The 26,397-nt window shown below is 37.6% G+C and carries 26 protein-coding genes and 1 tRNA gene; 9 read left to right on the top strand and 18 right to left on the bottom strand.

The window, feature by feature from the left end; translation table 11 throughout:
- Positions 1-47: 47 nt before the first annotated feature.
- On the bottom strand, positions 48-332 hold the full coding sequence (locus tag FBT53_RS14090; protein WP_136951835.1) for a hypothetical protein: 285 nt from the start codon (positions 330-332) through the stop codon (positions 48-50).
- 511 nt (positions 333-843) lie between these two features.
- Here FBT53_RS14090 and FBT53_RS14085 point away from each other — a divergent pair.
- Complete coding sequence (locus tag FBT53_RS14085) at positions 844-1,554, top strand: membrane or secreted protein (RefSeq protein ID WP_136951834.1); 711 nt, start codon at positions 844-846, stop codon at positions 1,552-1,554.
- Between the two features lie 111 nt (positions 1,555-1,665).
- Here FBT53_RS14085 and FBT53_RS14080 read toward each other — a convergent pair whose 3' ends face one another.
- Genes FBT53_RS14080 through FBT53_RS14045 form a run of 8 tightly spaced genes read right to left on the bottom strand, consistent with a single transcriptional unit; the run spans position 1,666 to position 10,239 of the window.
- Positions 1,666-2,376 (bottom strand): sulfite exporter TauE/SafE family protein, encoded by a 711-nt coding sequence (locus FBT53_RS14080; protein WP_136951833.1) that lies wholly within the window; start codon positions 2,374-2,376, stop codon positions 1,666-1,668.
- 2 nt (positions 2,377-2,378) lie between these two features.
- A complete protein-coding gene (locus FBT53_RS14075) occupies positions 2,379-2,825 on the bottom strand; it encodes a FixH family protein (protein ID WP_136951832.1) in 447 nt (148 codons plus the stop codon).
- A 12-nt stretch (positions 2,826-2,837) separates the two neighbouring features.
- Positions 2,838-4,265 carry a cytochrome c oxidase accessory protein CcoG gene (gene ccoG / locus FBT53_RS14070; protein WP_136951831.1) on the bottom strand — a complete coding sequence of 476 codons (1,428 nt, stop codon included), beginning with the start codon at positions 4,263-4,265 and terminating at the stop codon, positions 2,838-2,840.
- Between the two features lie 9 nt (positions 4,266-4,274).
- Positions 4,275-5,213 carry a cbb3-type cytochrome c oxidase N-terminal domain-containing protein gene (locus tag FBT53_RS14065; RefSeq protein WP_136951830.1) on the bottom strand — a complete coding sequence of 313 codons (939 nt, stop codon included), beginning with the start codon at positions 5,211-5,213 and terminating at the stop codon, positions 4,275-4,277.
- Positions 5,214-5,215: 2 nt separating this feature from the next.
- On the bottom strand, positions 5,216-5,401 hold the full coding sequence (locus tag FBT53_RS14060) for a CcoQ/FixQ family Cbb3-type cytochrome c oxidase assembly chaperone (RefSeq protein ID WP_136951829.1): 186 nt from the start codon (positions 5,399-5,401) through the stop codon (positions 5,216-5,218).
- Between the two features lie 12 nt (positions 5,402-5,413).
- Entirely contained in the window at positions 5,414-7,615 is a 2,202-nt protein-coding gene (gene ccoN, locus FBT53_RS14055; RefSeq protein ID WP_136951828.1) for a cytochrome-c oxidase, cbb3-type subunit I, read from the bottom strand.
- A 6-nt stretch (positions 7,616-7,621) separates the two neighbouring features.
- Positions 7,622-7,807 carry a cbb3-type cytochrome oxidase assembly protein CcoS gene (gene ccoS, locus FBT53_RS14050; RefSeq protein ID WP_136951827.1) on the bottom strand — a complete coding sequence of 62 codons (186 nt, stop codon included), beginning with the start codon at positions 7,805-7,807 and terminating at the stop codon, positions 7,622-7,624.
- Positions 7,808-7,863: 56 nt separating this feature from the next.
- Positions 7,864-10,239 carry a heavy metal translocating P-type ATPase metal-binding domain-containing protein gene (locus FBT53_RS14045; RefSeq protein WP_136951826.1) on the bottom strand — a complete coding sequence of 792 codons (2,376 nt, stop codon included), beginning with the start codon at positions 10,237-10,239 and terminating at the stop codon, positions 7,864-7,866.
- A gap of 183 nt (positions 10,240-10,422) precedes the next feature.
- On the opposite strand from FBT53_RS14045, the gene FBT53_RS14040 reads away from it, so the two are divergent.
- Together FBT53_RS14040 and FBT53_RS14035 are read left to right on the top strand one after the other, a co-directional pair.
- Entirely contained in the window at positions 10,423-11,058 is a 636-nt protein-coding gene (locus FBT53_RS14040; RefSeq protein WP_240729843.1) for a Crp/Fnr family transcriptional regulator, read from the top strand.
- Between the two features lie 82 nt (positions 11,059-11,140).
- Positions 11,141-12,052: a universal stress protein gene (locus FBT53_RS14035; RefSeq protein WP_136951824.1), complete on the top strand. Its 912-nt coding sequence runs from the start codon at positions 11,141-11,143 to the stop codon at positions 12,050-12,052.
- On the opposite strand, the gene FBT53_RS14030 is transcribed toward FBT53_RS14035, so the two are convergent.
- On the bottom strand, positions 12,049-12,273 hold the full coding sequence (locus tag FBT53_RS14030; RefSeq protein ID WP_136951823.1) for a hypothetical protein: 225 nt from the start codon (positions 12,271-12,273) through the stop codon (positions 12,049-12,051). The genes FBT53_RS14035 and FBT53_RS14030 overlap by 4 nt on opposite strands.
- 201 nt (positions 12,274-12,474) lie before the next feature.
- On the opposite strand from FBT53_RS14030, the gene FBT53_RS14025 reads away from it, so the two are divergent.
- Positions 12,475-12,548, top strand: a tRNA-Arg gene (locus FBT53_RS14025).
- Positions 12,549-12,668: 120 nt separating this feature from the next.
- Here the strand turns inward: FBT53_RS14025 and FBT53_RS14020 are convergent.
- Positions 12,669-15,908 (bottom strand): glycosyl hydrolase, encoded by a 3,240-nt coding sequence (locus FBT53_RS14020; RefSeq protein WP_136951822.1) that lies wholly within the window; start codon positions 15,906-15,908, stop codon positions 12,669-12,671.
- Positions 15,909-16,173: 265 nt separating this feature from the next.
- Between FBT53_RS14020 and FBT53_RS14015 the strand changes: the two genes are divergently transcribed.
- Positions 16,174-16,764 carry an NAD(P)H-dependent oxidoreductase gene (locus FBT53_RS14015; RefSeq protein WP_136951821.1) on the top strand — a complete coding sequence of 197 codons (591 nt, stop codon included), beginning with the start codon at positions 16,174-16,176 and terminating at the stop codon, positions 16,762-16,764.
- Between the two features lies 1 nt (position 16,765).
- Positions 16,766-18,694: a monovalent cation:proton antiporter-2 (CPA2) family protein gene (locus tag FBT53_RS14010; RefSeq protein WP_136951820.1), complete on the top strand. Its 1,929-nt coding sequence runs from the start codon at positions 16,766-16,768 to the stop codon at positions 18,692-18,694.
- A gap of 5 nt (positions 18,695-18,699) precedes the next feature.
- Here the strand turns inward: FBT53_RS14010 and FBT53_RS14005 are convergent, their stop codons facing one another.
- Positions 18,700-19,167: a DUF6428 family protein gene (locus FBT53_RS14005; protein ID WP_136951819.1), complete on the bottom strand. Its 468-nt coding sequence runs from the start codon at positions 19,165-19,167 to the stop codon at positions 18,700-18,702.
- Positions 19,168-19,196: 29 nt separating this feature from the next.
- A complete protein-coding gene (locus FBT53_RS14000) occupies positions 19,197-19,526 on the bottom strand; it encodes a helix-turn-helix transcriptional regulator (RefSeq protein WP_136951818.1) in 330 nt (109 codons plus the stop codon).
- A 167-nt stretch (positions 19,527-19,693) separates the two neighbouring features.
- Here FBT53_RS14000 and FBT53_RS13995 point away from each other — a divergent pair, with 167 nt between their 5' ends.
- From FBT53_RS13995 to FBT53_RS13985, 3 genes are read left to right on the top strand one after another with little or no spacing between them, the layout of a single operon-like run.
- Positions 19,694-20,215, top strand: a complete 522-nt coding sequence (locus tag FBT53_RS13995; protein WP_136951817.1) for a 5'(3')-deoxyribonucleotidase — start codon at positions 19,694-19,696, stop codon at positions 20,213-20,215.
- 1 nt (position 20,216) lies between these two features.
- Positions 20,217-20,918 (top strand): PHB depolymerase family esterase, encoded by a 702-nt coding sequence (locus tag FBT53_RS13990; protein ID WP_136951816.1) that lies wholly within the window; start codon positions 20,217-20,219, stop codon positions 20,916-20,918.
- Position 20,919: 1 nt separating this feature from the next.
- Positions 20,920-21,648, top strand: a complete 729-nt coding sequence (locus FBT53_RS13985) for a M15 family metallopeptidase (protein WP_136951815.1) — start codon at positions 20,920-20,922, stop codon at positions 21,646-21,648.
- Here FBT53_RS13985 and FBT53_RS13980 read toward each other — a convergent pair.
- The 5 genes from FBT53_RS13980 to tsaD all read right to left on the bottom strand — a co-directional run bounded on the left by FBT53_RS13980 (position 21,645) and on the right by tsaD (position 26,360).
- Positions 21,645-22,763, bottom strand: a complete 1,119-nt coding sequence (locus FBT53_RS13980; RefSeq protein ID WP_370324123.1) for a class I SAM-dependent methyltransferase — start codon at positions 22,761-22,763, stop codon at positions 21,645-21,647. The two genes, FBT53_RS13985 and FBT53_RS13980, sit on opposite strands and share 4 nt — an antisense overlap.
- 74 nt (positions 22,764-22,837) lie before the next feature.
- Positions 22,838-23,944 carry an AI-2E family transporter gene (locus tag FBT53_RS13975; protein WP_136951813.1) on the bottom strand — a complete coding sequence of 369 codons (1,107 nt, stop codon included), beginning with the start codon at positions 23,942-23,944 and terminating at the stop codon, positions 22,838-22,840.
- Positions 23,941-24,582: a DUF4159 domain-containing protein gene (locus tag FBT53_RS13970; protein ID WP_136951812.1), complete on the bottom strand. Its 642-nt coding sequence runs from the start codon at positions 24,580-24,582 to the stop codon at positions 23,941-23,943. Before FBT53_RS13970 ends, FBT53_RS13975 begins: the two co-directional genes overlap by 4 nt.
- A gap of 42 nt (positions 24,583-24,624) precedes the next feature.
- On the bottom strand, positions 24,625-25,329 hold the full coding sequence (locus FBT53_RS13965) for a 16S rRNA (uracil(1498)-N(3))-methyltransferase (protein ID WP_136951811.1): 705 nt from the start codon (positions 25,327-25,329) through the stop codon (positions 24,625-24,627).
- A gap of 8 nt (positions 25,330-25,337) precedes the next feature.
- Positions 25,338-26,360, bottom strand: a complete 1,023-nt coding sequence (tsaD, locus tag FBT53_RS13960; protein ID WP_136951810.1) for a tRNA (adenosine(37)-N6)-threonylcarbamoyltransferase complex transferase subunit TsaD — start codon at positions 26,358-26,360, stop codon at positions 25,338-25,340.
- Between the last annotated feature and the right edge of the window lie 37 nt (positions 26,361-26,397).

Below are 26,397 nucleotides of genomic sequence, written 5' to 3'. Positions count from 1 at the left end.
TATTTGAGAGAACAACAAAAAGCAGCTTAATGAATATTAACCAGAACCTAATTTAGAGCAAAACCTGTCCTAATCACTGGGGGATGCTCAGGAGTTAATTTGGGCGTATTACTCTCGTTAATTCTTGAAGTAAATTTCGCTCCTAATTTTTGTGTAACAAACGGAAATCCTATTCCCATAAAAATCCCAAAAAACGTTCCTTGAAATAAGTAACTATTCAGACTTTGAACTTCTCCATCTAATAAATAATCCATAGAGTACATAATGCCAACAAATAAAATTCCAGTTAATATTGTTGATACAATTCTAAATTTCCAATCAAGCTTTATCATCTTATTATTATAGGTTTTAGCTTTAACGCGATACAACTATTAATTGAATTCTTTTTATTAATTAAATGTTTTGTGATATCCGTGCCTTAATCCCTGGGTTTGGGCGTGTAACTGCTTTAAAGATAAGTTTTATTTTCTTATGCTTACTGGTTAGTAATTAAAAGTTATAAGTAGTTAGCATTAAGTAAAATGTAGTAAAAGAAAACAGTGGTCTCGACTGCGCTCAACGTGACCTATAAGAAGCTGAAAACCCATATTACTAAAGAGATTTCTCAGTCTTAGCGGTACTACTCCTTACAAAATGACGAGGTGTAGACTTTGTATATTACATTGTACTAATTACTTTAAAATGAGATGCTGAAATAAGTTCGGCATGACGAGTAATCTTTTACTTTATACTAAGGACGCTTTACTTCTCACTTTTAACTATAAACTGTAATCTAATAGCTAAGGCTTTCTAATTTGTTTTTTAAACAGTAGCTTTAGAAAAAGAATTCTTAAAAACTGGGTCATGAAAAAATCGATTTTATTATTTATCCTTTTAGTTGGTGTTTTCAAGGCCAATGCTCAAAGTACACTAGGCGCTTGGGAAGGCATTTACGGAGAGCCCGGTAAAAAGTCAATAAAAATTAGTGTTCTTGTGGCTGATGGTTACTTGGTAACTACCGTGTACGATACCAATACTGGGGCATTCATAGGAACTAGTGGTGGTTCTTGGGAACGTGATGGGAATTTAGTTACGGAATATGTAGAATTTGATTCTAATAACCCAGAACGCGTAGGAACAAAAAATACGTACGAGTTGGAGTTTACAGCCAATACTATACGCATGTCTAATTCCGATATTGTTTTTGCCCGTGTGGATAATGGAACTCCAGGAGCATTGGCAGGGGCATGGTTAATGTCTGGAAGAATAAGAGATGGTGAACTACAAACTAGAGATACCGGCAAACCCCGAAAAACAATGAAAATATTATCTGGTTCTCGTTTTCAATGGATAGCGTATAATACGGAAACCAAGGCGTTCATGGGGACTGGTGGTGGTACTTACACCACAGAAAATGGTACCTACCAAGAAACAATACAATTCTTTTCTAAGGACCCTTCTAAAGTAGGGATGAGCCTTAGTTTTGATTATGAATTAAAGGAGGGTGACTGGCACCATAGTGGTACTTCTAGTAAGGGCGACCCCATCCATGAGATTTGGAGCATTAGAGAGTAGGGGATAAGTAGGGGATTGAATAGTACTTTGTACTTAATACCTCGTACTTTTTACTTTCGGGTGAGATACTGAACTACATCCAGTATGATGAAAAGATTTTGTACTAAATACTTAATGGCATTCCATTTGGCCAGATACCATTTCGGTTTGTGGTGCAGGAGCTTTAGGAGATACATATGGAATACCCAAGCCCATACCACGTAGCACAAAGAGCACTCCAATGAGTACCACAAAAGCAGGTATCCATTTTTGTAGGCGTTGTTTGGTATTTCCTTGGAGTAGTGAACTAAAAAATACGGCAGAGGTCATTAACGGAATAGTACCTACTCCAAAAAGCATCATATAAAGTGCTCCTTGCATGGGCGTGGCCAGAGCAATAGCTCCTAATAGTGCCATATAAACCAACCCACAGGGTAAAAATCCGTTTAAAAAACCAATAGTTAAAAAGGTGTCTGCGGTTCGTTTTTTTAAAGCGCTACCTAATGCTGTTTTTACCTGACCTATGATTTTATAAATGGGCGCTGTAAGTTTTAACGTATTTAAGTATTTGGCAGGGATTACTGTAATGGCAATCATGAGAATGCCTATGACAATACTCAATTTTTGTTGTATACCAAAAAGGTATAGGCCTTTGCCAACAACCCCAAAAACCAAACCTAGAATGCCATATGCCAATACTCTTCCTAGATGATATAAAAAAAGCTGCATTAGTTTTTTTCCTTTATGTTCCCTATCTAAGGGTAACATAAAGGCGATGGGTCCGCACATGCCCAAACAATGCAAACTACCCAAAATACCTAAAACCAATGCAGCCGTTAACATTCTTAGTAAATTAGTTTTTGTTTGTGTAAAAAGTCTTTTCCGTTAATGGTCCAATTTATGGTAATGTCCCATCGACCGTCTAGCAGGCGATTGTCAGGTATGAGCAAATGTGAGTTGGACAAACTTATAGGTAAGCTAAAATCCAAATGCCTGTTCGACGGTCTGTATAGGAACATTGTACCACTAATGGTGTTGTAATTATAATTTTCTGGAAAACGAATAAGCAATCCGTCCGGAATTTTTTCTATAGTAAGCTCTGCATCTAGGGCAGCGGCATATTCTTGTGCATCTATTTCTTTCTGATAGGCCAATTCTTGCTTGTAGTAGCCTTCCGTTACTAAATCGTGATTTGCCTTATTGTCCGTGCTCATCCGTACCACAAAATAGAGTATAAAGCTTATAAAGCCTATAAATGCTATAACGATGCCTGTTCCCCAGTTGAGTTTCATATTTTTTTACTTTTAATTGTAACTTCTCGGTGCTAAAAATTGTGCTTTGGTGGTTTCTATTAGTTCTCCATTACTATACACGCCAATTTTTAGTACGTCTTTATCGCCAGTTAAGGCACTATTATTTATTTCTATAAAAAGAGTTCCTTCTGCTATGTCTTGTGCTGGTACGGTAAAAACAGCGGTAGATACCATTTTTATGGTTCCGTTGTGCGATAACAGTTTAAACGCTACCTGCTCTACATCTGCTACCGTTTTATTAACCAATTTATAGGTAAATACATTACTGATAATGTTATTTTCTTTACGCTCATACAGTTGTCCAGGTAGTCGCAAAATATTGGCTTCCAAATCGTTACGTAAAAAAAGCATACCTACTAACACACCTACCAAAATGGTAAGGATGGCCGTATAGCCTTTGAGTCTTGGGGTGAATTTAAACTTTTTACCTTCCGTAATTTCAGATTCACTGGCATAGCGGATAAGTCCTTTAGGTTTGTTGATTTTATCCATGATGGTATCGCACTCATCTATACAAGCGGTGCAATTAACGCATTCTAATTGCGTTCCATTTCTGATGTCAATTCCCGTGGGGCAGACATTTACACATTGGAAACAATCAATACAATCTCCAAAACCTAAAGCCGCTCTGTCTTCATTCTTACGGAATTTTTTTCTACCATTTTCTGCTTCGCCCCGTTTGTGGTCATAGGCAACTACTACAGATTTATCATCTAAAAGTACTCCTTGGAGCCTTCCGTAAGGGCAAGCTATGATACATACCTGTTCTCTAAACCAAGCAAAGATAAAATAAAATACAGCCGTGAAAATTAGCAGTGGTATTAACGTGCTAAGATGGGCAGCCGGCCCTTCAATTACGTATCGCAATAATTCATCACTCCCGATAATATAAGCCAAAAATACATTGGCGATAAGAAAGGATATCAATGCGAAAATGCTCCATTTTATAACTCTTTTTCTAATTTTTTCTGCATTCCAAGGTGCTTTATCCAAACGCATTTGCGCTCCGCGGTCGCCATCTATCCAAAATTCTATACGGCGGAAAACCATTTCTAAAAAGATGGTTTGTGGACACATCCACCCGCAAAAAATACGACCGTAAGCCACAGTAAATAGCGCAATAAATACCACACCAATAATCATACTTATCACTACAAGATGAAAATCTTGTGGCCAAAAAGGAAAACCAAAAATATTAAAGCGCCTGTCTAATACATTAAAAAGTAAAAACTGGTTGCCATTAATTTTGATGAAAGGAGCCAAGACAAGGAAAAGCAGTAGGGCATAACTCACGTACTTTCTATAGTCATAAAATTGACCACTAGGCTTTTTAGGAAATATCCATGCGCGCTTACCTTCTTTGGTTACCGTTGCTATGGAATCCCTAAAGTTCTCTTGTCCTGTTCCTTCTGTACTCATTAGCGTTTGCTATTCTGTTGTTAAACTATCTAAAGGCTGTGTGCTTGCGGATTCTACTACTTTTGCGGGTGCGTTTGGGTCTACCCAAACTTCTCCTTCTGGATCTTTTGGGTTGGCAGGTGTAGTGCCTTCAAATTGCAACACATAACTTGCTACTTGTGCAATTTCGTTAGGTTTTAAACTAGCTTTCCAAGCTACCATACCTTTACCGTCTCTACCCCCTTCTGATATGGTGTTGAAAACATTAGAAATACCACCACCCAATATCCAGTGGTTATCTGTTAGGTTGGGTCCAATACCACCGCCACCGTCTGCCATATGGCAGGCCACGCAATTGGTTTGGAAGATAGTTTCCCCAGCTTTAAGGTCAGACGCTTCTGTTAATTTAACTACGGTGCTTGCATCTACTAAATCTTTTGCTGTCTTTTTATAAGCCTCTATAGCAATGCGTGCTTCTGCCACTTCTTGCTCATATTCCGTATCTTGATTATAATCATTAACCACGTGGAAGCGTACTAAATATACTAAGCCAAATACAATGGTGGCATAAAACATATACACCCACCACGGTGGTAAAACATTATCTAGTTCTTTAATACCATCATAATTATGGTCTAAGATAATTTCGCCCTCTTTTTCTATTTCCTTACTAGCCGTTAATTTTTGGTACATGTTTTTGGCCCACGTCCATTCCCATTTTTTGTTTTTGGCTTCAAAATAACGGGTTTGTGCTTCTGGCTTCATCGTGGTGAGCATGATGTTTTCTATGGCCCCTAAAATCAATTCGATAGCTATTAAAATCAACAAAACCAAAACCATGAAAAGCTGTGTAGCAGGGTACGCTATGATGGCCAATTGGTCACCAGCATCTATAAAGTACTCCATCAACCCAAAAATGAAGAAGAATACTATCGGAATACGTATCCACCAAGGAGTTTTAGTCATCATAATTATAAATTTTGTTGGTTATCGTTATCTAATGGAAGTTCTCCCATTTCTCTTATATGCGCCTTACTTGCAGTGATTACCCACCAGAACAACAAGGTGAAAAACACAAAGAAAATGAGTAAGGATATCATAGGGTAAGTGGCTACCCCATCTATGGTTTGCATGTGTTCTTTTACGAATTTTAGCATGATGTTTTTCTTTTATTGATTCTGAGATAAAAGCTCGTCCGTTTCTTTTATTTTAATATCTGTTCCTAAGCGTTGCAGATAGGCAATTAGAGCTACAATCTCCCGGTCTTTCATTGCTATAAAAGGAAGGTTGTTGTCTTGTGTATATTTTTTATCTGCCTCATAGGTTTTAGCGAATTCTGGGTCTGCATATAAATTCTTTTCTATCTGTGCCGCTTGTAGGTCCATCTGCTCTGGAGCCTTTTTAATATCCTCATCTGTATAGGGAACGCCCAGTTTTACCATCGCTTTCATTTTTGCTTGTGCTTGGCTACGGTCGTGCTTATTAGTAACTAACCATTGGTAGGCAGGCATTATGGAACCAGAAGAGGTACTTTGTGGATCATACATGTGATTTAAGTGCCAGTTGTCTGAGTATTTACCACCTACACGTAATAAATCTGGCCCTGTTCTTTTACTACCCCACAAGAAAGGATGGTCGTAAACAAACTCCCCCGCTTTGGCATATTCGCCATAACGTTCTACTTCGCTACGGAAAGGTCTAATCATTTGAGAATGGCAGCCTACACAACCCTCACGGATGTATAAATCGCGCCCCTCTAACTCCAATGGGGTATATGGTTTAACACTGGTTATGGTTGGGATGTTAGATTTTACTAGTATAGTTGGTATAATTTGTATAATACCCCCAATAAGAATAGCAATTGTTGCTAACACCGTTAATTGTACAGGCTTACGTTCTAACCATGTATGGAAGGTCTCTCCTGCCAATCTTCTTTTGGATACCTTTTCTAGAGCAGGAGCCTCTGCAAGTTCGTCTTCTACTTTGCTACCACTTTTAATGGTTTTAACTACGTTATAGAGCATAACAAGTGCGCCTACAATGTATAAGGTACCCCCAATAGCACGCATCCAATACATAGGAATGATTTGCGTAACTGTTTCTAAAAAATTACCATATACTAAGGTTCCATCAGGATTAAACTCTTTCCACATTAAGGCCTGTGTAAAGCCGGCTACATACATAGGCAAAGCGTAGAGTACAATACCTAAGGTGCCAATCCAAAAATGGAAGTTAGCCAAACCTTTACTGTATAGATTGGTCTTAAACATTTTAGGCACCAACCAGTAAATCATACCAAAAGTCATAAAACCATTCCATGCTAAGGCACCTACGTGTACGTGAGCAATTATCCAATCACTAAAGTGCGCAATGGCATTTACATTCTTAAGGGAAAGCATAGGCCCTTCAAAAGTGGCCATACCGTAGCCTGTAATGGCTACAACCATAAATTTAAGAGTTGCATCCGTACGTACTTTGTCCCATACTCCACGTAGGGTTAGCAAACCATTAATCATACCACCCCAAGAAGGTGCAATAAGCATAACAGAGAACACCACCCCTAAATTCTGTGCCCAGTCTGGCAAAGAAGAGTATAACAAGTGGTGCGGACCTGCCCATATGTAAATAAAGATTAAGGACCAAAAGTGAACAATAGATAAGCGATAGGAATATACCGGTCTATTAGCAGCTTTAGGCACAAAATAGTACATTAAGCCTAAGAATGGTGTAGTTAAAAAGAAGGCCACAGCATTGTGTCCATACCACCATTGTACTAAGGCATCTTGTACGCCAGCATATACCGAGTAACTTTTTAAGCCAGAAACGGGGAGTTCTAAACTATTAAATATGTGTAATACGGCTACGGTTACAAAAGTGGCTAGATAAAACCATACGGCCACATAAAGGTGACGCTGTCTTCTTTTAAAGATAGTCCCAATCATATTCCAACCAAAGACCACCCATACTATAGCAATAGCCAAATCTATTGGCCATTCTAATTCTGCATATTCTTTAGAAGTGGTGTAGCCTAGAGGAAGTGTTATGGCGGCAGCAACAATAATCAACTGCCAGCCCCAAAAGTTAACGTTGCTCAAAACATCGCTAAACATACGGGCTTTTAATAGGCGTTGTAGGGAATAATAAACACCGGCAAAAATAGCATTACCTACAAAGGCAAAGATTACGGCGTTGGTGTGTAAGGGTCTTAAACGACCAAAACTTAACCAAGAGATACCATCGGTTAAGTTGGGGAACAAGAACATAAAGGCGAGTAATAGCCCTACAACCATCCCAATGATACCCCAAAACATGGTGGCATAAAGGAACTTCTGTACAATCTTGTTGTCATACTGAAATTGTTGTACTTCCATAATTAATTAATCTAAATTTTCTTTGGTTGATATTTTTTTATCAGACTTTACCAATTCGTCCTCAAAAAGCATACGTATAGATGGGGTATAGGCATCATCAAACTGTCCGTTCTTAACCGATAGGATAAAGACGAGGAAGAATATAACAGCCATAGTTATGCTGATAAATAGTAAAATGTAAATGACACTCATACCTTTAAATTTGATGTAAAACTAGGGTGATGCACCCCCCTAAAAAATGACATTTATCAGCTTTCTGTTTTTATTTTTCTACTGATAAAGTTGGTAGCTACTGTAGTAAATATGACAATGCTAATGGAGCTTAGAGGCATTAATATTGCTGCTATTACAGGTTGTAATTGCCCCGTAACAGCAAAATATAGGCCTACCAAATTATAGCATAAAGACAGTATAAAACTTGCTTTAATAATGCGAATACCTTTCTGGGAAAGTGTTAAATACTGATGCAGCAATGGCAATTGCTGGGCCTCCAAAATTGCGTCACAAGCAGGTGAAAAAATATTCACGTTTTCGGATACCGCTATGCCAACATCACTCTGAGCCAATGCGCCAGCATCATTTAATCCATCGCCAATCATCAAAACTTTAGAACCTTGTTGGCATTGTGCTATATACTTTAATTTATCTTCTGGTTTTTGGTTAAAATACATAGGCATAGCAAACGGAAAGCGTTTGGCTAGATTAGCACGTTCCCCATCATTATCGCCAGATAAAATAACTAAGCTAAATTGTTGCTGTAGTTTTGCAAAAAGTGCTTCTATACCTTTCCTATAGGTATTTTTAAATACAAAGCGGCCTTTATGGTCATCATTAACCGCTACATGTACCGCCGTTTCAGCATTAATATTGGTACCTCCTGTATAGCTTGCAGATCCTGCTTTGATGGTATCTTTTAAATATGAACCTTGAATACCTTTACCTGGTTCTTCTGTAAATGTATCTAAGGTAGCTATATCTTGTTCTTGTAAAATTTGGTACAGGGAACGACTTAGGGGATGGTTAGAAGACCGCAACGTAGTTTTCAATAATCGTTCTTCCTCTTTATTTAAAGCAACTCCTTGGTAATGGATACTATTTTCTTTGTTGGTCGTTAGCGTGCCGGTCTTATCAAAAACAATGGTTTTAATTTGTGCTAGCCGTTCTATGGTATTGGTGTCTTTTAAATAAAATCCTTTTTTACCAAAAATGCGGATAAGATTCCCTAAGGTAAAAGGTGCCGCTAGGGCTATAGCACACGGGCATGCAATTATTAAAACAGCGGTAAATACATTGAGCACTTTACTGGGGTCTTGCCATAGCCAAAAAAGAGCGGCTAGTGTGGCAATACTGAGTACAACTATGGTAAAACGTTGCCCAATGGCATCAGTTAGGGTTTGGAAGCTGCTACTTTTATTCTTATTAAACACAGCATTACTCCACAACTGGGTAAGGTAACTTTGCGATACTGTTTTTAGAGCTTCAATCTCTATAATTCCGCCTAACTGCTTGCCCCCAGCAAATACTTGGTCGCCAGAATTTTTAGTAATAGCTTCTGATTCTCCTGTAACAAAACTGTAATCAATTTTTGCGGTAGCGGAGAGTAGTACGGCATCTACCGGCAGAATTTCCTGATTTCTTATGAGTAGACGGTCACCTTTTTGAATTTCATGAATTTCAATATTATGTTCTGTACCATCTTTTTCTTTTTTAGTAATAGCAATAGGGAAGTACGATTTATAATCGCGCTCAAAAGACAAAAAAGCGTAGGTTTTTTGCTGAAAATATCGCCCTAAAAGCAAAAAGAAAACTAAACCAGTTAGGCTATCAAAAAAACCAGAACCAAGGTCTAAAGCAATATCATAGGTACTTCTTAAAAATAAAACTAAAATACCTAAAGCTATGGGTACGTCTATATTAAGAAGTTTTGAGGTTAGCCCTTTGTAGGCCGATTTAAAATAGTCTTGGGCGGCATAAACAACTACGGGTACAGAAAAGGCGAACATGAGCCACCTAAACGTATGTTTGTATTGGTCTAGCCAAAACTCGTTCACCTCAAAATACTCTGGAAAAGACAGGAGCATAACATTGCCAAAAGCAAAGCCTGCTAATCCTAAACGGTACAATAAACTACGGTCGGTTTTCTTATTGCTCTTACTGTAATCCTCTAAAGAAATACTAGGTTCGTACCCAATTTTGGCCAATAGCAGTACTAAGTCTTTTAAAGAAAATTGATGACTAGTATAGGTAATGCGTACTTTTTTCTTTGGAAAATCTACCTGTGCTGTTTTTACGTTAGGATGTAGTTTTTGTAAATTTTCTAAGACCCAAATGCAAGAGCTACAATGAATGCTTGGGATAAAGAGTTGTACAACTTGTAGGTTATCTTCATTAAACTCTAGCAGTTTTTTACAAACATCTTCGTTGTCCAAAAAATCAAAAGCATTACCGCTATTAGATGGACTAATACCTGCGCTTTTCTCTAAATCATAATAATAGGTTAGGTCGTTGCTACAAAAAATTTCATAAACGGTTTTACAACCATTACAGCAAAATTGTTTGTCATCAAATTCTATATTTTGTGTGGTGCATAAATCGCCACAATGATAGCAAGTTGATTTGTCCATAACCTAGATTTAACTCATACCTTGTGCAAAATTCAAGGATGGACGCTTCTTAAAACATGATAATTGTCATAAATTAGGGCAACCTAACTTTTTACCTTTACCTCGTCAGGTAAAAACAACTTTAGTAGTATGGAAAGCAGATGCGAAAATTGTATTATAAGGCAATTTAATTCCCTCAGGGCCATGAGCAAAGAGGAGTTAAAGCAAGTTTCCGATTCTAAGATTACAAAGAAAGTGAAGAAAGGAGAACCCCTTTTTAATGAAGGGGATAAGCTGAACGGAGTGTATTGTGTTAGAAACGGGGTGTCTAAACTGTCTAAATTAAGTGAAAACGGGAAAGACCAAATTGTTAAATTGGCTTCTAAGGGCGAAGTTATTGGTCAACGTTCCGTGATTGCAGAGGAGCATACCAACCTATCTGCTGTAGCCGTGAGTGATATGGAGCTGTGCTTTATTCCTAAAAATAGCATTACAGATACCCTGCATAAAAATCCAAACTTTACCTTGGAGGTACTTAGACATATGGCGCACGATTTAAAAGAGGCCGATGATGTGATTGTAAACATGTCTCAAAAAACCGTGAAACAACGTATTGCAGAAGCCTTTCTGTACTTAAAGAACAATTTTGGCGAAGACAAAGATGGCTATTTGGCTTTAACATTGAGTAGGGAAGATATTTCTAATGTAGTCGGTACCGCCACGGAATCTGCCATCCGTATTATTTCTGAGTTTAAAAAGAAAGGCTTAATTAAAAGTTCTGGTAAACGTATTGCTATTGCGGATGAGCAAGGACTACTAGATTTGGTAGAAGGTTTTTAAATTTAGATTACCAAACCTGACAATTGTCATAGAATAGGCTTCCATTAGACTTTAATTTTATACCAACTAAAATGAAGTTGGAATGAAAAGTGTCTTAATACCCACAGATTTTTCGGATAATGCATGGAATGCTATTACATATGGTATGCAACTATTTGCAAAAGAGCGCGTAACTTTCTATTTGCTGAATACCTACACCCCAGCTATCACTAGTAGTCGGTTTATGGCGCCCATGGTAGATGGTGTAAGGGTAGAAGATGCGGTAAAAGCCTATTCAGAAAAAGGCTTACAAAAAACGGTTGCTAAGATTAAAACTGTTTTTGACAATCCACTACACGATTTTGAAACCATTTCTAGCTTTAATTTATTGATAGATGAGGTTAAGGATGTTGTTGAAACCTTTAAGATTGATTTGATTTTAACAGGAACCAAAGGAGCATCCGGGATAGATGAGGTGTTTATGGGTAGCAATACAGTACGTATTATAAAGAATACCAAAAAATGTCCCATATTGGTTATTCCACAACACTTTGAGTTTGTAAGACCACAAGAGATTGCTTTTGCTACAGATTTTACACGTTTTTATGCTGCCTCAGAATTGATGCCTTTACTACAGCTGGCGAAGAGTTTTAAAGCCACCATACGCATTGTACATGTTCAATATGAGATAAAACCCCTAACGGAATTGCAACAGTTTAATTTAATCATGCTTAGAAGATACATGGGGGATGTTGAACATTATATACATACGGTATCTGAGTTAAATTCGGTATCTAAAACTTTAGAAGTTTTTTCTGAGGAGATGCAAATTCACCTTTTAGCAATGCTCCATTATCAGCATTCTTACATGGAAAAAATGACAAGAGAACCTGTGGTTAAACGTACTGCGTTCCACGCACAAGTTCCGTTATTAGTAATTCCAGAATTGGGATTGGCTACTTCTAGTAATTTAAATAAAGTGTCAGAACTAGAAGGCACAATAAAAGTATCTTAAAGTTTACTTTTTAAGGGTTGGTCTGCATATCCATCTTTAAAGGTATAAGTGGTAGTATGTTTATCCGTTAAAACTTTATAAACCATTGCAATTACAGCGGCTTGCCCAGCAACAGTTAGGTAAAAAATAATTGAAAAAGATACATTAAAACTGGCTAATAGCGTTAAGGTTACCAATAATAGGGTAGTAAAGAGTACCCAAGACATACTTTTATCTTTCATAGCTTTTTAATTAAAAATTACAAAATTGCAAGAAGATACTTAGGATTCACTGGTGTAATTAACTAAGATTTATACTTTTTTTATTAGGATAAGCACTTGAATATGAATTGATAATAAGAAAGGTGAAAATAGTTTTGTAAATTATTCTTGTAAAAATGTATATAAATAGTAAATTTGCACCGCTCTAATACAGAGTAAATAGGTCGCGTAGCTCAGCTGGATAGAGCATCTGCCTTCTAAGCAGACGGTCGAAGGTTCGAATCCTTCCGCGATCACTAAATAAAAACCACGCAAATAGCGTGGTTTTTTGTTTTGTATACTATCCAATTGAAACTTGAGAAACTAATAAAGCCCAGAATTCACTGGGCTTTTATTTATATTAAGTTGAAAAAGTACTAATTCTTAATAAGGCCTTGCCCTTCTATCCAAGGTGCGCCAGCGGCTTTCAATTCCTTTTCTATCGTAGGAATCGTTGTCTCCACTATTGGGGTTAATTTGCGCTTTACCTTTTTTAGCTGACTCTCCACTCTACTTAGCAACGCTTTATGTTCACCAGTTGGACCATAAGTGTTACCAAAGGCACGCCATCCTAGACTATTGCCATCACTAGCCGTAGGGGCGGAGCGTTCTCCTATTTCGTCTTTTATGCTATCTCCATTCAATTCTTTGTCAATATCTAATAGCTGATTCTTGGTCGTTTTTAGCTGTTGATACAAAGTAGGTGAAAAAGTATTGGATTTATCCATAGTACGCTCCATGGCAGCTACCGTTTTTAAGCTGTTTTCTAAAGCCATACTGGTGGCCATTAAATCTTGCTGAAAAGCAAAAACATCTTCTCTAAAAGAATTTATTTCGTCATAGCTTTTTCTAGGTAAAGAACTTTCTAGCAGCGGTTCTACTTTAAAGCTTTCCGGTTCCTGGAGCTGTATTTGTTCACCATTATGTCTTTTTACCAAGGTTACACTATAGGTGCCTGGTGTTGCCATAATACCACTCCCTCTAAAATTGCCACCCCGACTACTGTCGGTAGTTAAACGTTCTCCGCGCTTACTAGGATAGGTTAAGTCCCAGCTTACACGGTTAAACCCTTTTTTATTGGTACCCTTAACGGTAGCAATTAACTTGTTGTTACTATCCTTAATTAATAGAAAAATAGCAGGTCCGTCTTCTCTGCTTTCTGCCTCTAAATTCTCCCAACCCGGGAATTTACTGCTATTGGTTTTCTCGCTATTTTTTCTCAGGTCTTTTTTTGACTTGTAGTTATCTGCCAAATAATAGGTGAAGTTTGCTCCAAACTCTGGGTTTTTAGCAATCCATTCGGCATCTCCTTGGCTACCCACACGGCTAGCCTGTCTATACCATTTCGCTGTTTTAACAGGGAACAAACGCGCTTCCTTTATTTTAGTTTGGGTAGCAAAATCTCTAAAAGGGGTTATATCATCTAATATAAATATTCCTCTACCAAAAGAGCCCGCTACCAAATCGTTTTCACGACGCTGAATGGTAATATCTCTAATGGGTATGGTGGGCATTCCGTCTTTCAATGCAATCCAATTTGCACCGCCGTTAGTAGTAACATACACACCAAATTCGGTAGCCGCAAAAAGCAAATCTTTCTCTACCTGATCTTGAACCAATCGCCAGATTAATAATTTATTTGGTAAATCACCATTAATGATTTTCCAACTTTTTCCTTTATCGGTACTTTTTATAATGTAGGGTTTATAATCACCATATTTATGATTGTCCAAGGCTGCATAAACCGTATTGGCGTCAAATAAATCTGCTCTTACATCATTTACAAATGGGGTAGAAGGCAACCCTTTAATGGTATTTAATGTGGTTTTACGCCAGGTAGCGCCACCGTCCTCGGTTACTTGTATAAGACCATCGTCTGTACCCGCGTAAATGAGTCCGTCTTGTTTTGGGGATTCAGCTAAAGAAGTGATGGTATTATAGTTAGACATAGCTTTGACATCCCACGCGTTATCCCAACTTTGAGAAGTACCGTAATAAGGAAACGTCATTCGGTTTTCATTCAAGGTTAAGTCGCTAGAAATAGGCTCCCAGCTATCCCCTCGGTTTTCTGATTTCCAAACACGTTGCGAAGCAAAATATAAGCGTTTAGGGTTGTGACTACTCACAACAATGGGTGCATCCCAATTAAAACGTTCATGTGGGTCACCCTCCCTAGCTTGTGGTTGTATAAAAACAGTTTCTCTTGTTTTACTATCTATACGCCATAATGCACCTTGTTGAAATTCACCATAGGTAATATCTGGATTACCGGGCTCTGTGGCGGTTTGTGCACCATCTGCACCCAGAGTCTTCCACCAGTCGGCACTCGCAATCCCATCAGAATAAATGGTTTGTGAAGGCCCTCCGTGAGAACCGTTATCTTGTGTACCACCATAAACATTATAAAACGGAGTAGCATCATCTACCGCTATTTTAAAGTATTGGGTAATAGGTAAATTGCGTACGTACTTCCAACTACCGGTATCATCAAAACTTTCATACAATCCACCATCTGTTCCTATCAATAAATAATTTGGGTCCGATTTTTTAAACACTAAGGCATGACTATCACTATGCTGATTAGACCTTTTCATTCTAGAAAAAGTTTTTCCATGGTCCATGGATTCTAAGGCATAATTATTCATTAAAAATAATCTACCTTCTTGGTGCGGGGATGCAATCAATTCTTGGTAATAGTGCGGACCTGTACCGCCAGATACCGTATTAGATTGCTTAGCCCAGCTGGTACCACCATTAGTAGTCATGAAGATTCCACCTTGAGTACGGTCTAATTCAATTGCGGCATAAATAGTATCAGGATTAAAAGGAGACATTGCTAAGCCAATTTTACCTAGATTAGATTTAGGAATACCATTGGTAAGGGCTGTCCAAGTGGTACCACCATCTGTACTTTTGTGCAGGCCAGACCCAGGTCCACCACCTAAATATCCGGCAACGGTTCTATGTCTCTGCCATGTTGCAGCATATAAAATATTAGGGTTCTCTGGGTTTATTACTAAATCCGTAGCACCTACCCATTCCGCATCACCCAAAGTACGTTCCCAATTTTTGCCGCCATTTGTGGTTTTGTAGACACCACGGTCTCCGCCTTTACTCCAAAGTGGTCCTTGAGAGGCAACCCAAATAGTATTGATGTCTTCTGGATGTACAATAATTTTAGAAATGTGTTCGGAGTTAGGTAATCCCATATTCTTCCATGACTTACCATCATCATGACTCACATATACTCCATCACCAAAACCAGCATGTCTTCCTCCTACATTTTCACCTGTTCCTACCCATATAGTACTAGGGTTAGTTGGGTCTATGGTTACGCATCCGATAGAATAGACCGACTCTTTCTCAAAAATTGGGTCCCAAGTAGTGCCCGCATTGCTGGTTTTCCAGACTCCGCCGGAACCTACAGCTACGTACCACACATTTTCATTGTCTGGATGTATGGCTATATCTGCTATTCTACCGGAAGTCATTGCAGGGCCAATGTTTCTAAAAGCCAAACCATTAAAGGGATTGTTGTTTTTTTCTTGAGCTTGTAAATGTCCTAAAGTACAGACGGAACAGAGCCACAAGAGTACAACTCTTTGTACGTTTTTCATTTGAAGTTGGTTTAAGTTAGTTAAATTCTTAAAAGCTAAATCTAACAAAAAATGAAGTGGATAAGTACTGGTTACAGCTGTATAGAACTTAGATTAACTAGATATTAACAGTATTCCGCAAATAATTGGGGACCTGTCTTTTAAGTGTATAATGGCTTTTTAGTAGACTTGCTTATAAAAACGATAAATCACTCCAAGTAACCAGCAATGGAAATTCTAATTTACTTTTACAACTTGCTCAAAGTAAAAATGGTTAAATTACCTTATGAGAAAGATATTAGTGCTTTTTGCACACCCTAAATTAGAACAATCTAAAGCAAACACCACGCTTGTACAAGAGGTAATGGATTTGGATGGGGTAACCCTACACGATTTATATCAGGAATATCCAGATTTTAATATTCATATAGAACGAGAAAAAGAGCTGCTATCAGTGCATGATGTCGTAGTTTGGCATCACCCTTTTTACTGGTACAGTTGTCCTCCTTTATTAAAACAATGGATAGATATGGTACTAGAATATAATTGGGCGTACGGACCTAAAGGTAAAGCCTTGTGGAACAAAATTTGTTTTAATACCATTACTACCGGCGGTACTAGAGAATTGTATTGTGCCACGGGTAATAATCATTTTACAATACGGGAGTTTCTGAGACCGTTTGAGCAGACAGCCACCTTATGTGGCATGGAATATCTGCCGCCATTTGCATTAATGGGTACACACCAATTAGACCCTTCTGAATATGCAGATTACGCTATCAAATACAAAAAGTTGCTGCAATTAATCAGGGACGGAGAACCATCTGAAGAATTAGCAGAAAGTAGTTTTTTAAACGAACATCTAAAAGTAATATAAGATGGGAGCAGGGATACTTTTACAGGCAATAATTTTTCTACTAGGAGCCATCATTTTTGTGCCACTTGCCAAAAGGCTGGGTTTAAGCTCTGTTCTGGGGTACTTAATCGCTGGGGTGGTAATAGGTCCATTTTTGTTCGGTTTTGTGGGTGAAGAAGGACAAGATATTTTGCATTTTGCAGAGTTTGGCGTGGTAATGATGCTCTTCTTAATTGGGTTAGAGATAGAACCTAAATCTTTTTGGAAAATGAGGAAGCTCATAACCGGTATGGGCGGATTACAAGTAGGGGTAACCCTTGCTACGTCTTTTGTATTGTTTTATTATATCGGCTTTTCTACAGAGGTAGCCCTAACTATAGCTATGGCCGTAGCGCTTTCCTCTACCGCCATTACGCTACAAACATTAAAAGAGAAGAACTTAATGGATACCACCTACGGTACTTCTTCTTTTTCCATTTTGCTTTTTCAGGATATAATCGTTATTCCTATGTTGGCTATTTTGCCTTTACTATCTTCTGTGGAGGTTGTAAAAGCTAATGAGGATGCGCATACAAATGAATCCTTGACCATGTTAGATGGGCTATCTTTAGGTTGGCAGACCTTGGCCATTTTAGGGTCTATCATAGCTATAATTGTGGCTGGGCGTTATTTAATAGTACCTATGCTTAGAGTGGTAGCAAAAACGAGAACGCAAGAATTACTTGCTGCTGCCGCACTTTTTATTGTTTTAGGTATTTCTTTTTTAATGGAGTTTGTAGGGCTTAGTCCTGCTTTAGGCGCCTTTTTGGGTGGTGTGGTTTTGGCTACGAGCGAGTTTAAGCACGAGTTAGAGAGCAATCTAGAACCTTTTAAAGGACTATTATTAGGCTTATTTTTTATTACGGTTGGGGTAAGTATCAACTTTACGGTTATTGCAAACAATCCTGTTTTTATTATTGCCGTAGTATTGGCAGTAATAGCATTAAAAGCGTTGGTTATTTTTATGGTTGGTAGAATATTTAAGCTGAAACTAGACCAAAATTTAATGCTGATGCTTGGCTTAGCACAGGTGGGCGAATTTGCTTTTGTATTGTTCTCCTTTGCTTTTCAGCTGGAAATAATAGACCAGTTTACCTTAGACACCATGTTGGTTGTTACGGCTTTATCCATGGCTTTATCCCCTATACTCTCCTTATTAAATGAGCGATTAGTGTTACCAAAAGTTGGGACTAAAAAAGAGACTAAAAGAACCATGGACCATATTGCTAAAGCACATAAAGTTATTTTAGTTGGTTTTGGACATTTCGGTAGTACTGTGGGCCGTTTTCTACGCTCCTTTGGCGTAGAAGCTACGGTTTTAGACCATGATTCTAATCGGGTAGATTTTCTTAGAAAAATGGGGTTCGAAGTGTATTATGGCGATGCTACTCGGATGGAGCTTCTAGAATCTGCGGGTATTGCAGACGCCAAATTATTGATTTGCGCTACGGGGCTGCCAGAGACCAATTATAAGTTAGTACAGATGGTGAAGCATAAATACCCAAACTTAAAAATCATGACAAGAGCAGAAAACAGATATGATGCTTATGAACTTTTGGAATTGGGAATAGATGATATTTACAGAGAAAGTTTGGATACTTCTGTAAAATTAGCAAGTGATGTTCTAAGCTTTCTAGGACATAGAAATTACACGGTATATAGGCAAGCTCAAAATTTTATTCGGTATGATGAAATTGGTTTACGCAAGTTAGCTCAAGAACCTAAAGACGCTAATGAATATGTGTTCAAGGCACGTAAAGAAATAGAATTGCAAGAAAAATTGTTAGAAGAAGATTGGAAACGTGGACTGGTAAGTTATGATATGCATTGGAATACGGACCAAATGAGAGCTTCTGCCGTGGCAAAAAGAAAAGCAAAGAATCAGCCCGAAAATAACCGGACTGACTCTTAATGGATTTAGCAACAACCACCATTTGGGTCGCAGCTGCCTTGTGCTTGTAAGGTGCTTAATCTTATACGTGGTTTTTCTTCTGGGATGCCGCACTTATCTTTAGCTAAACAATCGGTTTCTGTGGTAGTTAACGTAAAATGCTTGCCATTATAACCCAAACCATAGGTTTCAATGGTGTTACCTTGGTATTCCACTTCAATCTCTAAATCGGATAGTTCTAATGTTTTTTCAGACAATTCAATAATGTGCACTAACTTTTCTGGATGCAATCTATGGTCATAATCATCTGCATTCCAAAGCTGAAAGTTTATTTTCTCTTCCTTTCTAACTGTTCCTCCGCAGTCTATAAAATGTTTACTAACCTTACCCACTTCGGTAACGTGGAAGTGGCTAGGAACTAATTCGCCATTAGGTAACTCAAAAGCAATGGCAGATTCCTTTTTTAAAATTTCTTTTATTTCTGATAGTTTCATCTAAATATTTTTTAAAATGCAATACTACTTCAACAGCAGTTGTTCGCAGTATTATCTTGGTTCAAGAATAAGGATAATTCGGTTTTCATTTTTTTCCAGTTATCGGTATCTATACAATAGCAAATACTGGTGCCTTCTATGGTACCTTTAATCAACCCAATTTGCTTCAACTCTCGTAAATGTTGAGATATCGTCGCTTGCGCTAGACCAATCTCCTCCACCAAATCGCCGCAAATACAACTATCAATCTTAAAAAGATGATTTAATATCGCAACCCGGGCAGGATGTCCTAGTACTTTGGCATAAGTTGCTATACTGTTCTGATTTTGGGTGAATTTTTCTGTTTTTGTAAGCCCCATAGTTAATTTATTAATTGCAATATTACGATGAATATAAGAAAAGAGACAATAATTTGTAAATTTTAACGCAATACCCTACAAACATTAAACAGAAGTTAAGCTTTGCTAATAGATTGCGAACACAGGTGATTTAGTGTAATTTGTAGATCTAATTAATATTTTATAGGATGCGAATTTTTATAGATATGGACGAGGTTATTGCAGATACCTATCAAGCCCATATAGACCTCCATAATAGTAAATACGGAACTAATTTTACTAAAGATGATTGTTATGGAAAAGAATTTTGGATGTGTGTAGAAAAAGAGCACCAACAAGAAGTGCGTGACCATGCCTACCAAATTGGTTTTTTTAAAGATTTAAAAGTGATAGGCAATGCTGTAGAGGTCATTAAGAGCTTAAGTAAAAAGCATGAAGTATATATTGCTAGTGCCGCTATGCAGTTTCCTAATTCTCTCATAGAAAAGTCAGATTGGTTAGATGAACATCTGCCCTTTATACCTTGGCAAAACCGTATTTTACTTGGGCATAAACATGTGCTTAAAGGTGATGTTTTAATAGACGACCGTAGTTTTAATTTGGAAACGTTCGAGGGCAGAGCTATACAATTCACCTCTCCACATAATGTACATACTACGGCATTTGAGCGCGCAGATGATTGGAATATTGTAGCTTCCTTACTTTTGTAAAATGTTACGTATTCTCTTGTTGGGTTTATTTGTTTTTGCGGGCTGTTCCAAAGGGGCTAAAAAACCCATTCAAAAAGGTGAATTTACCACAACTGCATCAGAAACTTTAGAATACTACCTATATTACCCAAGTAATGTAAAAGAAGAACATCCTGGGTTATTGCTGTTTTTACATGGTGGGGGAGAAGCAGGGGCAGAATTAAAGCATTTAAAAATAAGTGGACCACCGAGTTTAATGGAAGAAAAGTACCCCTTTCCTTTTTTAGTTTTAGCGCCACAAAATCCACACGCCCAAAAATGGTGGAATGTGGCTGCGGTACATCAGTTGTTAGAGAAGGTAGTAGAAGAGCATAATATAGACCCTTCTAGAATTTATCTTACAGGTTTAAGTAGAGGTGGCTATGCTGCTTGGGAAATGGCGATGAATTATCCAGACACTTTTGCAGCTACCGCCATTGTTTCTGCTATGGCACCTACACCCTATGCCCATTGGTTAGACCGTTCTACGCCAATATGGGTATTTCATGGTGAAGAAGATGCTATCATGCCAGTAAAAGAAGCAGACGAAATGGTCGCTAAGTTGCAACAATTAAATTTTAATGTACGTTATACTAGGTATCCAAGAACCGGGCATAATGCTTGGGATAAGGCCTATACAACAGATTCCCTGTATATTTGGATGGCCCAACAAAAACGCCTTTAATATGAAATACTTATCCTTAACACTGCTCTTATTTCTAATATTTAGTTGTAGACAAGAGGTTAAAACCAAGGAGGAAGCAACAGATATGCCTTTAATTAATGCTACAGAAGCACTTCAAGATACTAGTAAAAAAGAAAAGACTGAACAGAAATTGGAGTACAAATCTTTAGAAGGATTGTCAGATACCACTTTTGTGCGTTTAAAAGAGTATTCTGGGGACTTTGCTTATGATTTACGCTATGCGACTACCAATAATTTTTTAAAAGCTAAAGTATATGATTGTGCTGAGTGCTATACGCGTGTTAAAACGGCTAAAGCGCTGTTGAAAGCCAATGCCGAATTATTAAAGAAAGGCTACAAAATAAAATTTTTTGATTGCTATAGACCCAATTCTGTTCAATATAAAATGTGGGAAATAGTCCCTAATCCTCAGTATGTAGCCAATCCGGTTAAAGGTAGTATACACAACAAAGGCGGGGCGGTAGACATCACCTTAGTTACAGTAGACGGAGAAGAGTTAGATATGGGGACGGACTTTGATTATTTTGGTAAGCGGGCCTACCATGATAATCTTAACCTTCCAGATACCATTTTAGCGAATAGAAAGTTGTTAAAAGAAACCATGGAAAAATATGGTTTTTGGTCTATAAGAACAGAGTGGTGGCATTACAACTTGTCAGCAGGTTCAAGAGCTAAAATAGCCAACTTTAAATGGCCTTGTGAAGATTAGAGCTTTTCGCAAATTAGAATTATTCGCTCATTTTTAAAATTGGTGGTGAAGAATACATAAAGATTGCCACCGTCTTTAATTTTATGCTTTTTTCTTAGTTGCGCGACGGTTTCTGGAAAGTTGCGTGTGGTTACGTTGGCTTTGGTTAAACCTAATTGTTTTGCGCTTTTTTTGCTGTAGGGGGCGTGTTGGATTATTTTAAAGCTTCTCCCGGGAAAATCGGATAGCAAACAATTACTAGTATATAGGTGACTATGTTCGTGTAGTTTCATAAGTTTAAAACGATGGCCAATGGTTTTAAAGGCACCTGCTTTTAAAAGGGCTGCATTGGGTTCGTAAAGGTAGTTGAAGGGGGCTCCAATTTCGGCTTGATGTTGTTGTTCCTCTTCTTGCAAAAACGAAAAAGTTTCTACAGTTTTATCATCCAAAATATTGGCGCAAATAAGGGTAGGGATTCCGTTAAAATCGCGCTCTAAAACCCATAACAATTCCTTCACCTCATTCTTTACCGCAACTATGTGTATGGCTTTAACAAATTGCAATTCTCGCAATCCGTTGGTTATATCTAAAAGGGGAGAGGTCTTTACTAATACAGCGACTGTTTTCTCTAAAATAACGTTTAGATGTTCCGGTACATTGGGTAGACAGTCTTGTAATAAAAACACTTTACCTTTAACGTTGTCTCGTCTAGAAGGGTCTATATACACCCAATCCATAGCTGTGCTTTGTTGCTTTAAAAATTGCAATCCATCAATAACAGTTGAGTGTATGTTGTTTGCGCCCAAAACGTAAAAATTATGTTTTGCTAATGCAGCAAGTTCAGGGTCTAATTCGGTATGAAAAACGTGTGGTACATGTTGTGCAAAAAAGTAACTATCTATGCCAAAACCACCAGTAACATCTAGCAATCTATTTCCATCCACTAGCTTACTTTTATACTTAGCGGTATATTCAGAACTTGTTTGTTCTAAATTGAGTTTGGGAGGATATAAAATATCTGGTTCTTTGAACCAAGTAGGGAGTTTGCTTTTTGCCTTTTGTTTACCTAATAATTGTTGCCCTAGTTCTTTTTGTGTGATGCCTTTAAATTGTGGTGATTTTAATAAAACTGACACGATGTCAGTATTTAAGTTTTCATTTATAAAATTTTGAACACCAGTATGTAATAAATTTTTATTCAAACTAAAACTTAAACATTTTTTGTAAACTTTTTAACGAACTTATTATCGTTTAAAAACTCCTTTAAAATAACTTTTATTGCGGTATACCCTGGTACGGCAACCACCATACCTACTACACCAAATAGTAAGCCTGCTATTATAATAACAAGAAAGATTTCTAAGGGATGACTTTTTACGCTTGTTGAAAAAATAAACGGTTGTGAAAAGAAATTATCGATAAGTTGTCCTATAACAATTCCTATTAAAACATAAGTTGCTTTTGGTAAGATAACACTACTAAAATCCATTCCTAAGTGACTCGTCATAGTAAGGATAATCATGACCGCACCACCAACTAACGGCCCAACATATGGTATTATGTTAAAAAGTGCACATAAAAATGCAATAACAATGGCGTTTTCGACACCCACTATAAGTAGGGTGATGGTATAGATGACAAACAGAATAGACAACTGTAAAAGAATGCCAATAAAATACCTAGAAAGTAAGCTGTTTATTTTCTCTATGGAAGTAACCAAATTTAGTTCTCTTTCTTTAGGAATAAAGATTAGAATACCGTTTTGCATCAAATTAGAATCCTTTAAAAAGAAGAATGAAATAAAAAGTACAGAGAATAATCCAATGCTAAATTCGCTCAAAATATTAAAGAAGGAATTCAAAAAGTCAGGTATAAAATTTAGGTCTAATCCCTCTACTACACTTTTCTCAATTTCCGTTTCTTTAATCAACTCATCAACATCTGCTTTAGTAGTACCAAAATAGTCCATAACTTCAAAATACAACACATCTAAATCGGACTTTAATTGGTCAATATCAAGTAGCGATAAGCTTTTACTTTGTTCACTAATTAATGGAATAAATAAGGCGATTAATCCTGCCAGTAAACCAATAAAAATAAACATGGTAGCGATTACGGCTAAGGTTTCTGGAAATTTAAGACGTTTTTGTAAAAAACGTTTTATAGGTCTCCCTAATAACGCTAGAACGGCTGCAATAGCTAAGTAGGCTAAAACGGATCCTATGAGATAAAAGAAATAGAGGATGAGTACAATACCGGTAATAATACCTACGGCTTTTAATATACCGTTTGCAATGTTGTTGGCTTGTTGGTTCATGAGCTAAATACGTAGGCTATAATATTGCTGCCCATTTGTAGGGCTTTTGTTCTTATTGCTTCTGGGTCGTTATGTACTGCGGGGTCCTCCCAACCATCTCCTAAATCGCACTCTAAGGTGTACAAAAGTAAAAGTCGGCCATCTTCAAAAATACCAAGTGCTTGTGGTCTTTTTCCATCATGCTCATGTATTTTAGGTAGTCCTTCTGTAAAAGTGTATTTCTGATTAAAAACAGGATGGTCTGCTCCTAGTTCTACAAGCTCTTTATTAGGAAATAACTTTTTCAGTTCTCGTCGTAAGTATTTTTCCATGCCATAGTTGTCATCAATGTGTAAGAAACCACCAGAAAGTAAGTAAGTGCGCAAATTTTGTAGGTCTTCTTCATTAAAAAACACATTACCATGCCCGGTCATATGTAAAAAAGGATATTGAAAAATCTCCGAACTACTTGGTGTTACCGTTTTTGGTTTTTCTGCTAGAGTTGTTCCAATGTTGGCATTGCAAAAGCGAATTAAGTTAGGTAGTGCGGTAGGATTGCTATACCAATCACCTCCACCATTATATTTTAAAATGGCTAATTCTTGCCCAAACGAATGAAGCATACCAAATAAAGAAAGGCATAATACAAAGTGTTTCATCTATAACCTCTTGTAAGTGCTAAAGGTAGAAATAAATTCTGGCTAATTATTAAGTAATGCCATGGTTGCTGCCGTAAAAATTGCAGCAGTTTCTGTGCGTAAACGATTTTTGCCAAGTGCCACTGCTTTGTAACCATTTTTTAAGGATTGTTCTATTTCTTCAGGAGAAAAATCGCCCTCTGGTCCAATAAGAATTGTGCTAGCACAATTAGGTTTAGCTAGGTCTTTTAGTTCTTTTTTATCCAACTCCTCACAATGGGCTATAAACTTTTGAGTGGATTCATGCGTAGCAATAAAATCAGTAAGTGGTATTAGTGGATTTAATTTTGGTAAATAGGTCTGTAAAGACTGTTTCATTGCGGACTGCAATACTTTTTCAAAACGTTCTGGTTTTATTACTTTTCGTTCCGAGTGGTGGCAGAGAATAGGGGTTATCTCTGTAACGCCTATCTCCGTTGCCTTTTCTAGGAACCATTCAAAACGTTCGTTCATTTTAGTGGGGGCAACCGCTAAATGTAAATGATATTTACGTGCTGCGTGCTGTTCTACCTTTGTTATCGCTACCTCGCAACGTTTTTGGTCTGCAAGTGTTAAAGAGGCAGTAAAGAGCGCACCTTTACCGTTGGTAATGTGTAAAAGGTCACCCTCCTTTTTCCGAAGTACACGTGCAATATGTTTGCTTTCGTCTTTGTCAAACGTAAAAGTGTCTTTCTTAGCGTTAATTTCTGAATTGTAGAACAACTGCATGACTATAATTAGATTTTATAGCGGGCCTGAGCAGCAACATTTTGTGCTGCAAATTCCCCTTTTAAAAATTTTAAATAGCCTACTATGCCAATCATCCCTGCATTATCTGTGCAATACGCAAATTTTGGGATGTAAGTTTGCCATCCTTTGGTTTCTTCCGCCTCTTTAAGTTTTGCTCGTATCCCAGAATTGGCAGCTACACCGCCACCTATGGCTACGTGTTTTACTCCGGTTTCTTTCACAGCCCTATTCAATTTTTGCATTAAAATAGTAATAATAGTATGCTGTATTGAGGCGCAGATATCAGCTAAATTTTCTTTTATAAAATTGGGGTTCTTTTGGGTGTTTCGTTGTATAAAATAAAGAATACTCGTTTTTAAGCCACTGAAGCTAAAATTTAGCCCTTCTACCTTAGGTTTTGGAAACTCAAATCGTAACGGATTACCCTCTTTAGCATATTTATCTATCAAAGGACCTCCAGGGTATGGCAATCCTAAAAGCTTCGCACTTTTGTCAAAAGCTTCGCCAACAGCATCATCTAGTGTTTCACCTAAAACCTCCATTGTAAAATGGTCTTTGACCAAAACAATTTGGGTATGCCCACCGCTAATTGTCATGGCAAGAAAAGGAAAAGGAGGTTCTTTTTGAGCATCGTCTTTAATAAAATGAGCTAAAATATGGGCTTGCATGTGGTTAACCTCTATTAACGGAATGTCTAAACCAAGGGCTAAAGACTTGGCAAAAGAGGTGCCAACCAATAAAGATCCTAAAAGTCCTGGACCTTTAGTAAAAGCTATGGCAGATAGCTGTTTTTTATCGATATTTGCTTTAACCAAAGCTTGGTGTACCACAGGTACAATATTTTGTTGGTGCGCCCTTGAGGCCAACTCAGGTACAACACCACCATATTGCTCATGTATCTCTTGGTTGGCTATGACATTGCTCAGCACCGTATTGTTGCATAAAACGGCTGCAGATGTGTCATCACAAGAAGATTCTATGGCTAGTATGTATTTTTTAGAATTGTCCACTGGCTTTGGAATAAAATTTGTTCATACAAAGATAAAC

Source organism: Flavobacterium sp. ASW18X, from assembly GCF_005144745.1.
Taxonomy (GTDB): domain Bacteria; phylum Bacteroidota; class Bacteroidia; order Flavobacteriales; family Flavobacteriaceae; genus Croceivirga.
Note: the sequence above shows the minus strand (reverse complement) of the source record. Positions and strands in the feature narration are given on the sequence as shown.